At 74.3% G+C, this 10,218-nt stretch carries 9 protein-coding genes; 4 read left to right on the forward strand and 5 right to left on the reverse strand.

From position 1 onward, the window contains the following. On the forward strand, positions 1 to 920 hold a 920-nt coding region (locus ACYVGT_RS27720), incomplete at its 5' end, for a dihydrolipoamide acetyltransferase family protein (RefSeq protein WP_460863723.1). Positions 921 to 1,482: 562 nt separating this feature from the next. On the opposite strand, the gene ACYVGT_RS27725 is transcribed toward ACYVGT_RS27720, so the two are convergent. From ACYVGT_RS27725 to ACYVGT_RS27735, 3 genes are all read right to left on the reverse strand, one after another. Then, positions 1,483 to 2,379 (reverse strand): hypothetical protein, encoded by an 897-nt coding sequence (locus tag ACYVGT_RS27725; RefSeq protein ID WP_460863725.1) that lies wholly within the window; start codon positions 2,377 to 2,379, stop codon positions 1,483 to 1,485. Between the two features lie 756 nt (positions 2,380 to 3,135). After that, entirely contained in the window at positions 3,136 to 4,428 is a 1,293-nt protein-coding gene (gene kynU, locus ACYVGT_RS27730; protein ID WP_460863727.1) for a kynureninase, read from the reverse strand. Between the two features lie 172 nt (positions 4,429 to 4,600). Beyond that, complete coding sequence (locus ACYVGT_RS27735; protein ID WP_460863729.1) at positions 4,601 to 5,407, reverse strand: tryptophan 2,3-dioxygenase; 807 nt, start codon at positions 5,405 to 5,407, stop codon at positions 4,601 to 4,603. 200 nt (positions 5,408 to 5,607) lie between these two features. Between ACYVGT_RS27735 and ACYVGT_RS27740 the strand changes: the two genes are divergently transcribed. Then, a complete protein-coding gene (locus ACYVGT_RS27740) occupies positions 5,608 to 6,063 on the forward strand; it encodes an Lrp/AsnC family transcriptional regulator (protein WP_460863732.1) in 456 nt (151 codons plus the stop codon). Between the two features lie 75 nt (positions 6,064 to 6,138). On the opposite strand, the gene ACYVGT_RS27745 is transcribed toward ACYVGT_RS27740, so the two are convergent. Together ACYVGT_RS27745 and ACYVGT_RS27750 are read right to left on the reverse strand one after the other, a co-directional pair. After that, positions 6,139 to 6,264, reverse strand: a complete 126-nt coding sequence (locus ACYVGT_RS27745; protein ID WP_460863734.1) for a methionine/alanine import family NSS transporter small subunit — start codon at positions 6,262 to 6,264, stop codon at positions 6,139 to 6,141. Then, positions 6,264 to 7,886 (reverse strand): sodium-dependent transporter, encoded by a 1,623-nt coding sequence (locus ACYVGT_RS27750; protein ID WP_460863736.1) that lies wholly within the window; start codon positions 7,884 to 7,886, stop codon positions 6,264 to 6,266. The genes ACYVGT_RS27745 and ACYVGT_RS27750 overlap by 1 nt, the downstream gene beginning before the upstream one ends. Before the next feature lie 392 nt (positions 7,887 to 8,278). On the opposite strand from ACYVGT_RS27750, the gene ACYVGT_RS27755 reads away from it, so the two are divergent. After that, positions 8,279 to 9,706: an MFS transporter gene (locus tag ACYVGT_RS27755; protein WP_460863738.1), complete on the forward strand. Its 1,428-nt coding sequence runs from the start codon at positions 8,279 to 8,281 to the stop codon at positions 9,704 to 9,706. Between the two features lie 180 nt (positions 9,707 to 9,886). Next, positions 9,887 to 10,218, forward strand: a 332-nt coding sequence (locus ACYVGT_RS27760; protein WP_460863741.1) for a DUF4031 domain-containing protein, incomplete at its 3' end; no start/stop codon positions are given.

Raw genomic sequence — 10,218 nt, forward strand, 5'->3', positions numbered from 1 at the left:
ACGGCGGCAGCGCCGGCGGCGGCGCCGCCGGTGCGCGCGCAGGCTCCCCCGCCGGCACCCCGCCCGCCGGCGCGCGGGCGCCTGTCGTGTCCCCCCTGGTGCGCCGGCTGGCGCGGGAGAACGGGGTGGACGCCGCAGCGCTCGACGGCAGCGGCGAGGGCGGGCTGGTGCTGCGCCGGGACGTGGTGGCGGCGATCTCCGCCGCGGCGGCCCCGGAGCCGCGCGCGGGCGAGCAGCGGACTCCGGTCCGCGGCGCCCACCGGGCGATGGTCGAGCGGCTGTCCCGGTCCCGCCGGGAGATCCCGGAGGCCACGGTCTGGGTAAACGCCGACGCCTCCGGTCTGGTCGGCCTGCGCAGGCGGCTGAACGCGGCCGATCCGCAGCGGCCGGTGAGCCTGGTGGGGCTCGTGGCGCGCTTCTGCGTGCTGGGCCTGGCGCGCTTCCCCGAGCTGAACGGCGCGTTCGACGCGGACCGCGGCGAGCTGGTGCGGTACTCCGCGGTGGGGCTCGGCGTCGCCGCGCAGACGCCGCGCGGCCTGGTGGTCCCGGTGGTGCGCGGCGCGGAGGCGCTGGGCGCGCGGGACCTCTCCGCCGCGATCGCCGGTGCGGCGGAGCGGGGCCGGGAGGGGCGGCTGCCGCCGGCGGAGCTGGCCGGCGGGACCTTCACGGTGAACAACTACGGCGTGTTCGGCGTCGACGGATCGGCGGCGATCATCAACCACCCGGAGGCCGCCATCCTCGGCCTGGGCCGGATCGCCGACCGGCCGTGGGTGGTCGGCGGCGAGCTCGCGGTCCGGCCGGTCACCGAGCTCACGCTCGCCTTCGACCACCGGGTGTGCGACGGCGGCACGGCCGGCGGCTTCCTCCGGTTCGTCGCCGACTGCGTGGAGGATCCTGCGCTCCTCCTCGGCGACCTCTGACGGCCCTGCTCCCCCTGCCCACCGGGGACGTCCAGAGGTCAGCGCGGGCACCCGCCGCCAGGGGCGGCACGACGCGGCGGGTGCCCGCGGCCCACTCCCCTGCCGCGCCGGCGGAGGCGGGCGCTCTCTCCCTCCGTGCATACCGGCAGTCAGCGGCCCGAAGGAGACGGGGCGGGCACCCCTGCCCCCACCCACAGAAAAGCGGCGGGCACCCGCCCACGAAGGAGAGGACAGGTACCCGCCGGCCACGGAGACACAGCGGGCGGGGCGGCTCCCCGACCGCCACCACCGGCACTGCCCCACCCAAAACGGCACCGCCTCCCCCCTCACCCACAGAAAAGCGGCGGGCACCCGCCCACGAAGGAGAGGACAGGTACCCGCCGGCCACGGAGACACAGCGGGCGGGGCGGCTACCAAAGCCGCGCCAGCTGCACCACCAGCACCCCACCGCCCAACCCAAGGGCAACGCGCCCTTCACCGCGACGCACACGCAAAAGGCGGCGGGCACCTGCCCAAGAGGGAGAGGGCAGGTACCCGCCGCGAGGGGGCGTGGTGGCTCCTGTTACTGGCGGCCGTGCCTGCCGCGGATGCTCCACTTCTCGGCCAGGTTGTCCTTGGCCTGGGCGAAGCGGTCGCCGAGGCGGGCCAGCGGGCCGTTCTCGCCGTCGGAGGCGGCCTCGGCGTAGCTCGGCGCCGGGCGGCGGCGGGCGACGACGGCGGCGATGGCCAGGGCCGGCAGGATGGCCAGCGTCAGCGCGCCGACCGCGGACGGCAGCTCGGCGCCGGCGAGTTCGGCGCCGGACATGTTGTTGGCGACCGTGGACTCGGTACCGGTGGCGGTACCGTCCCCGGGGCCGCCGGAGTCGGAGGCGGCGAGCTCGGCGTCGGTCTGGTCGGCCTTCTGCTGGCCGTTGGACTCCTTGACCGCCTGCTCCTGCTCCGCCTTCTTCTGCTCGGCGGCTTCCTGCTCCTTCTGCTCCTGCTCCTTCTTCTCCTGCACCTCGGGGTTGAGGCGGTCCGGGAGGGGCGAGACAGCGTTGTCGCACATCTGGGACTCGCTCATGGGGTGCGGGACGCCCTCGTTGCCGGCTCCGTCGCCCCACTTGGTGATGACGTACTCGACGTCGATGTGGCCGTTGCCGCCGCTCACGGTGAGCGACTCGTCGTTCCAGCTCTCACCGGTGAGCTTGGCGAAGGTGATGCCGTCGAGGTCCAGCAGGGACTCGCAGTTCTCGGCGGGGTCACCCGGGCCCCGGTCGCCGATGAAGAAGTCTTCCTTCTTGCCGTCGTAGATGACGTAGCCCTCGGTTCCGAGCGGCCAGCTGGGGCTGGCCGCCATCCCCTCCTGCATGTCCTTGCCACTGGCCGGCTGGCCAGTGTCGCCGTTGATGCCGGAGCCGTCGTCCCAGAAGTAGGTGGACGTGACTTCGCCGTACTGCAGCGGCTGCTCAGAGCTCATGGGTTTCAACCAGGAAGTCGATGGTGCCGAGAGAGGCGCACACAGTCCTGCCATGGCGAGATCAGGGCATGGCGGTTGCGATGGCACCGGTCGACGCCGGTGCAGAAGAAGGAGCCTCATCGCCGTGCGCCCGTTCGCGCTCGGCCTCGGCATCGGCCCGGAACCGAGTAGGTAACGAACCGATCACGAGAGACATTAACCCACGAAACGGTCAAACGCGAAGGACGCAATGGCAAAACCGCTGATCAGGCAGGCTCTGTGGCGGCGATAGCGGTAAACGATCCCCGGCATGCCAGGGGGTTTTACCTTTCGGGAAGGTAAAAAAGCGGCGCTCGTCACATCAAGGGCGGTTTGCCGCCGAATCGGGGCCGCTCGGGGGGTCTGCAGCGGACCGCACCCCCTGCGCCGCAAGGGTTCCCGGTGTCAAACATGGTGCGCGCCCGCTGAAAGCGCCGTCCGGGCCGGGTCAAGGCCGCCGACCGGCTCTCGGAGCGCGTAAAGAACGCCCCTCGTGTGCACCAGGGCACACCGGGGCGTCTTCGGCGGGTGGCACCGGCCGCGAGCGGTGCCGGAGGTGCGCCCTCGCACGGCCGGCGCAGGAGTCCGGTCGGGGTTTCTCCCCTCGGCTGAGGAGATCGAAGCGAGGGGCGCGGGCGGAGCGACGCCCAGCAGCACAGCGATCCGCCGGCCCGCCAGGGGCGGACCTGCAGCAGGGCCTGCGCGGAGCCGCGGCAGAGGGGGGCCGGGGCGCGCCGCTCAGGTCACGGTGGACCGCTCACTGAAGCGCGGATCGCGCCACTCGCCGGATTCCAGCACCTGAAGCAGCGTCGCCGCCGCGTCGTGCACCTCGGTGAAGGAGAGGTAGAGCGGAGTGAAGCCGAACCGCAGCAGGTCGGGGGCCCGGAAGTCGCCGATGACGCCGCGGGCGATCAGCGCCTGCACGATCGGGAAGGCGTCCGGATGGCGCAGCGCGACCTGGCTGCCGCGGTCGCCGTGCCCGAGCGGGGTGGCCGGAACCAGCTCGGGGGCGGCCGCGACGCGGTCGAGGAAGAGGTCGGTGAGCGCCAGCGACTTGGCGCGCACCAGGCCCATGTCGGCCCGGCTCCACATCTCCAGCGCCACCCGCAGCGGCGCTTCGGCCACGACCGGGCGCGACCCGCTGAGGAACCGGGAGGCGCCGGGCGCGGGCTCGTAGGCGGGGTCGAAGTCGAACGGGCGGGCGTGCCCGTGCCAGCCGGGCAGCGGCTGGCGGGCCGCTTCGTGGTGGCGGGCCGCGGCGAACAGGAACGAGGCGGCGCCGGGGCCGCCGTTGAGGTACTTGTAGGTGCAGCCGACGGCGAAGTCGGCCCCGGCGCCGGCCAGGTCGACCGGGACCGCGCCGGCGCTGTGGCAGAGGTCCCACACGGCGAGTGCGCCGTACCGGTGCGCCAGCGCGGTGAGTGCGGCCATGTCGCGCAGCCGGCCGGTGCGGAAGTCCACGTGGCCGAGCAGGACGGCCCCCACGCCACCGGCCGCCAGCTCCGCCTCCAGCACCTCCGCATCGGAACCGGGCGCGTCCGCCAGGGCGACGCGGCGGTGCGCGCCGCCGGCGGTCTCGGCGGCCGCGTCGGCGATGTAGGCGTCGGTGGGGAACGCGCCGGCCTCGCCGAGCAGCGTGCCGCGCCCGGGGCCGGCCAGCCGCAGCGCAGTGACGGCGGTCTTGTAGAGGTTGGCGGTGGTGCCGTCGCCGACGACGACCTCGTCCGGCGCCGCGCCGACCAGCGGCGCCGCGAGCGCCCCCAGGGTGCGCGGGCTCTCCCACCATCCGGCGTCGTTCCAGCTGGTGACGAGGGCGCGGCCCCACTCCTCCTCGATCGTGTGCGCGACGGCGGCCGGTGCAGCGCGGGGCAGCGCGCCGAGCGAGTTGCCATCCAGGTAGACCACGCCCTCGGGGAGCAGGAACTCCGCGCGGAACGGCGCCAGCGGGTCGGCGGCGTCGCGGGCCAGGCAGGCGTCGCGGTCAGCGGGCGGCGCGGGGACGGGCGGGGTCGCGGAGGTAGCGGAGGTCATCCCTCTCCTTCGGAGGCCGGGGCCGGCCGGCGGCAGCCGGCGGCAGGACTGTACTGCCCGGGCGCTGCGCGGCCGGTACGGCACGCCTGCCGGGGGTGTTCGGTGGCGTGTGTCCGCGTCCGGCGGTGCCCCGGTGGGACGGGCCCGGCGCACCGCTCCCGGCGGCACCCGCCTACCAGCGGGTGCGCAGCGTCCACAGTTCGGGGAAGACCTCCCGCTCGGCGTTCCGCGCGAGCCAGCGCACACCCTCGGTGCCGCCGGTGCCCGGGCGGGCGCCCAGGGAGCGGCGCACCGCCCAGAGGTGGCGGTGGCGCCAGCGGGTGACCCGCTCGGCGGTGTCCAGCAGCGCTTCGGCGAGCTGGAGCAGGTCGTTGCCGGCCCGCTCGTCGGCGTAGACGCGGCGCCACACCTCCTCCACGGCCATGTCGGGCCGGTAGGGGCGGGCGCGGTCACGGCCGAGCACACCGGCGGGTACCGGCAGGCCGCGGCGGGACAGCAGCCGCAGGACGGCGTCGTACAGGCCGGGCTCGGCGAGCGCCCGTTCCAGTGCGGCGCGGGCGGCCGGGTCGCCGCGGTGCGGTGCGGCGAGTCCGGGCGCGGTGTTGCCGAGCAGGTACTCCAGGCGGCGGTAGGCGGCCGACTGGATGCCGGAGGCGTCGCCGAGAGCGGGCCGGAACCGCTCGAACTCGGCGGGGGTGAGGTCGGCGAGCAGGTCCCAGGACTGGACCAGCACGTCCTGGACGCGGGCGCCCTGGCGCAGCGCGGCGAGCGCGGCGGGGACGTCGTCGTCCTCCAAGGCGTCCCGGGCGGCCTGCCAGTGGTCGGCGATGAGCGCGAAGAGCAGCTCCATCACCTGCGTGGTGAGGATGAAGGTGCGCTCGGCGGGCTCATCGGTGCGCGGGTGCTGCAGGGCGTGCAGCGTGTCGATCTCGCCGTAGCGCGTGTAGGGGGCCGGCTCAGCGGCCGTGCGCGGCGCCATCGCCGCCACCTCCTCCGCGGTCTGTGGGTGCGTGCTTCGAGCATGACCCGGATCACCCGGAAGGGGAATGGGGGACGGCACGGCTGAACGGCACCGGACTTCGCGTTCGGAAAGCTGGTAGGCGAATCGGCCTTCGGGGGAGAAAGTCCCCGAGAACTCGGGCGCGGCAGGCGCCTGGACCGGCGGCGGAGCGGAGCGGCATGGCATACGGCGGACCGGGCGGGCTGGACGGGGTGGACCGGCAGATCCTGGCCGAGCTGCAGCGCGACGGCCGGCTCTCGTTCAGCGAGCTGGCCCGGCGGGTCGGCCGGTCGGCGCCGGCGGTGGCCGAGCGGGTCCGGCGGCTCACCGAGCGCGGCGTGATCGCCGGCTACCACGCGCGGGTCGACCCGGCAGCGGCCGGCCTTCCGGTGACGGCGCTGGTGCGGATGGAGTGCTTCGGCGCGCGCTGCCTGCTCCGCGACCCGCGGGCGACGGCGCTGCCGGAGATCCTGCAGGTGCACCGGGTCACCGGGGACGCGTGCTGCGTGCTGCTGGTGGCGGTGCGGTCGATGGCCCGGTTCGAGGACCTGATCGACCGGCTGGCCGAGCACGGGCGGCCGTCCAGCACGATGGTGCTGTCCAGCCCAGTGCCGTGGCGGGCCGTGGAACCGTGACGGCCCCGGGCCGCGCGCGGTGCGCGCAGCCCGGGGCCGCTGCCAGGGGGCGGGAGGTTCCGGCCCCGTGCGGGACTAAGAGGCGCTGTCCGCGCCGTCCGGCTTCTCGGGGTGCGCCCGCAGCCAGAGGACCGCGGCGAGCAGGCCGCCCCACAGCAGCACGATGGACACGCACATCATGGCGATGGCCGCTCCGGACATCAGCCCTCCTCCTTCTTCTTCGGGGCCTCCGCGGACTGCTCCGGCGCGCTGCCGGCAGCGTCCGCGCCGGGTGCGGTGCCGCCGCCGACCGCCGCGCGGTCCTCCCCGTCGGCCACCGAATCCACTTCAACCGGGCCGACGTCCTTGTTCCGCAGCAGCAGGGCGGCGACGATGCCGACGAGCAGCGCGCCGCCGGCGACCCCCCAGCCGGCCGCGTTGAGGAACCACTGCGGGTAGTCCTCGTAGGGGGCCGCGAACTCCGTGCTCAGGCTGTCGAACATCATCCAGCCGAGGACCAGCGGTGTGATGACGCCGATCGCGGCGACCCACCAGCCGCGGAGCGGGATGGTGGAGATCGCGTCGGAGTGGCGGGCGAGCACCCTGATGCGGCGCAGCACCCAGGCGACCACGACGATGACGACGAGGCCGGCCAGCGCGATGCCGTAGTTGTTGATGAAGCGGTCGGTGACGTCCAGGATGAACAGGCCCTGGTCGGTCGGGTAGAGCGCCATCGACACCAGCGCCGTGCCGCCGCCCACGATGACGACGGCGTTGGTGCGGCCCATGCCGGTCCGGTCCTGCACCGCGGCGACGACCACCTGCACGATGCTGATCAGCGACGTGATCCCGGCGATCATCAGCGAACCGAAGAACAGGATGCCGAAGATGTCACCGCCGATCGGCAGGGTCGAGATGATCTGCGGGAAGGCCACGAACGCCAGGCCGATGCCGGAGGCCACCACCTCCTCGATCCCCACTCCGCTCTGCAGCGCCATGAAGCCGAGCGCGGCGAAGACGCCCATGCCGGCCAGCAGCTCGAAGGAGGTGTTGGTGAAGGCCACCACCATCACCGAGCCGGTCAGGTCGAAGCGCCGCTTCAGGTAGGAGGCGTAGGTGATCATGATGCCGAAGCCGACCGACAGGGAGAAGAAGATCTGCCCGTAGGCGGCCACCCACACCGATCCGTCGCCCAGCGCGGCCCAGTCGGGGGTGAAGAACGCGTTGAGGCCCTCCACCGCGCCGTCGAGGAAGAGGGCGCGCACCACGAGGGCGCCGAACAGCAGGAGCAGCAGCGGCATGAAGATGCGGTTGGCGACCTCGATACCGCGCTTGACGCCCAGGCCGAGGCAGACGAGCACGGCGATCCACACGATCGCCAGCGGGACGGCGGTGCCGAGGTTGTAGGACTCGGGTGCGCCGGGGGCCGCGGCGACGCCCAGGAACGACTCGTTGAAGAAGCCGTCGGGGTCGGCTCCCCACTGCTGGCCGAGCGAGAACACCGCGTACCGCAGCGACCAGGCGATGATCACGGCGTAGTAGATGGCGACGACGAAGCAGATCGCCACCTGCCACCAGCCCAGCGCCTCGGCGGGCTTGGCCATCCGGCGGAAGGCCACCGGCGGCGAGGCGCGGTACTTGTGCCCGATCGTGTACTCGAGGATCAGCAGCGGGATCCCGGCCGTCAGAAGGGCGGCGAGATAGGGCACGAGGAAGGCGCCGCCGCCGTTCTCATAGGCGACGTAGGGGAAGCGCCAGATGTTCCCCAGCCCGACGGCGGACCCGATCGCCGCCAGCAGGAAGCCCATGCGGGTGCCCCACTGCTCTCGGGGTGCTTTCGGCATGTCAGGGGTCTTCTTTCCACACGGTCCGGACCGGCGACGTCAGTGAAGGCCGGCTACCGGAGCGACGGTAGCATTACTCAACCGTTTTCGGCCCACTTACGCTGGTGAGCGCCACTTCGGCGCGGTTCGCTCCATATGCGACATTTGCAGTGAATCTCCGCGTCCGCTACCGAAGGCCCCGAAGGCCCTCCGGTCCGCGCGCACCGCGGGCGCCCGCCCCCGTCGGGCCTTCCCCGGGCACACCGGGCGCACGCGCCGGCGCCGTGTTCGTCACCCTTCTCCCCGTCTGCGCCGTCTGTGCCGCCGCGAACCCGGAAGAACCGGTGTGGAATAGTCCACCGGGGCGGCCGCACGCCCGGCCGGCCCGTCCAGGAGTCCGCGCCTTCGAGGAGATGGTGGCCACGTCCGGCAGTGCCCGAACCCCCAGCGACCCCCGCCCGCCCACCGGCCGCCTGGTGGCGGCCGTGGTCCCCGGGACCCTGCTCAACCCGCTCAACTCCTCGATGATCGTGCTGGCGCTGGTGGAGATCGAGCGCCACTACGGCGCCGGCCTCGCCGCGGCCACCTGGCTCATCTCCGGCTTCTACCTCGCTGCCTCGGTGAGCATGCCGCTGATGGGGCGGCTCGCCGACCGGTTCGGCGCGCGGCGGGTCTTCGTCTCCGGCCTGGCCCTGGTCTGCGCCGTCTCGCTGCTGGCACCGCTCGCACCGAGCATCGGCTGGCTGGTGGCGGCCCGCGTGGTCCTCGCAGTCGGCACCTCGGTGGCGTTCCCGTCCGCGATGGCCGTCTTCCGCGCGGCGCTGCCGGGCGGGCCGCCGCAGGGCGCGATGGCCATGGTGGGCGCCGCGAACTCGGCGACGGCGGCGCTCGGCCCGGTGCTCGGCGGCCTCCTCGTCGCGGTTGCCGGCTGGCAGGCCACGTGGCTGGTGAACGTGCCGGTCACACTGGTCGGAATCGTGCTGGCGCTGGTGCTGCTGCCGCCGGTGCCGCCGCGCACCGTCGGGTCTTCCCGCCCGCGCGGCAGCGTGCTCGGCGACCTCGACCTGCCGGGGATCGCGGCGTTCGCGCTCGGGATGGGCGGGCTGGTCGCGTTCCTGCTGTCGCTGTCCGACGGCGCCGGCGCGGCCGCGCTGTGGGCGGCCGGGGCCGCCGCCGCGGTCGGCGGCGTGCTGCTGGTGTGGCGGGAGACGCGGACCGCGCAGCCCTTCCTCGACCTGCGCGCGATGGCCTCGGACCGGCGGCTGCCCGCGGTGTTCGCGCAGAACGCCGCGGCGTCGGTGGTGTTCTACCTGGCCTTCATCGGCGTACCGCAGTGGCTGCAGGGCGGCCGGGGCCTCGATCCGGGCACGGCAGGCCTCGTCCTGCTGCCGCTGACCGGGGTGAGCGTCGTCGTGCTCGGCCTGGTCGCGCGGCTGCTCGCCCGCGGCGGGGAGCGGCCGGTCCTGGTGGCCGGCGCGGTGCTGATGCTGGCCGGCGGGACGGCGCTGCTCTTCGTCGGCGCGTCGACCCCGCTGTGGCTGCTCGCCCTGGTCGCCGGCCTGCTCGGAATCCCGAACGCGTTCACCAACCTGGGGCTGCAGTCGGCGATGTACCGGGCGGCGCCCGAGGAACGGATCGGTGTGGTGTCCGGGCTGTTCCAGACGTTCCGCTTCCTCGGGGCGATCACCGCGTCGGTGCTGATCGGAACGGTGTTCGCCGGCGGCGCCGGCGACGGCTCACTGCACGCCATCGCCGCGATCATGGCGGTGATCGCCGCGCTACTCGTGGTGGGTGCGGCCCGGATCGGGCGGCCGGGTCCGGGCGGCCGGGGGCGCGGCTAGGCATCCCCGGTGGACCGCTGTGCGACTGCGCTGCCCGCCGGTGCGGCTCTACCGGCGGGCGCGCTGGCGCACCCCGCGCGGCGTCTTCCCGAGTCGGCAGCCGAGTACGGCGGGCCTGCCCTGGCCCTGTCGCCCAGCACCCCGCAGCGGCCCCGGCCGACACGCCCTAAGCTCGGTCGGGTGAGTGTCCTTATCGACCCGCCCGCCTGGCCGGGGCCGCGCGGCCTGCTCTACTGCCACCTGGTGAGCGACCGCGACACCGCGGAGCTGCACGCCTTCGCGGAGAGGCTCGGGCTGCCCCGGCGCGCGTTCGACCGCGACCACTACGACGTGCCGGAACACCTGCACGCCCGCGCGGTCGAACTCGGCGCCGCTGCGCTGCCTGCGCGCGAGCTGGTCGCCCGGCTCAACGCGTCGGGCCTGCGCCGCCGCAAGCGGTGGAGCGGCGCGGCGGCGCCCCGCATCCAGGGCGCCGCCGCGCCGCCCGCCTCAGCCGCCCGCGGCGAGGGCGG

Source organism: Nocardiopsis coralliicola (assembly GCF_054779695.1).

What these genes read in the sequence shown, in the direction of transcription:
- ACYVGT_RS27725 (WP_460863725.1), bottom strand. Translation starts at nt 2,379, where the DNA reads ATGAGCTCTGAGCAGCCGCTGCAGTACGGCGAAGTCACGTCCACCTAC.
- kynU (WP_460863727.1), bottom strand. Translation starts at nt 4,428, where the DNA reads ATGACCTCCGCTACCTCCGCGACCCCGCCCGTCCCCGCGCCGCCCGCT.
- ACYVGT_RS27735 (WP_460863729.1), bottom strand. Translation starts at nt 5,407, where the DNA reads ATGGCGCCGCGCACGGCCGCTGAGCCGGCCCCCTACACGCGCTACGGC.
- ACYVGT_RS27740 (WP_460863732.1), top strand. Translation starts at nt 5,608, where the DNA reads ATGGCATACGGCGGACCGGGCGGGCTGGACGGGGTGGACCGGCAGATC.
- ACYVGT_RS27745 (WP_460863734.1), bottom strand. Translation starts at nt 6,264, where the DNA reads ATGTCCGGAGCGGCCATCGCCATGATGTGCGTGTCCATCGTGCTGCTG.
- ACYVGT_RS27750 (WP_460863736.1), bottom strand. Translation starts at nt 7,886, where the DNA reads ATGCCGAAAGCACCCCGAGAGCAGTGGGGCACCCGCATGGGCTTCCTG.
- ACYVGT_RS27755 (WP_460863738.1), top strand. Translation starts at nt 8,279, where the DNA reads ATGGTGGCCACGTCCGGCAGTGCCCGAACCCCCAGCGACCCCCGCCCG.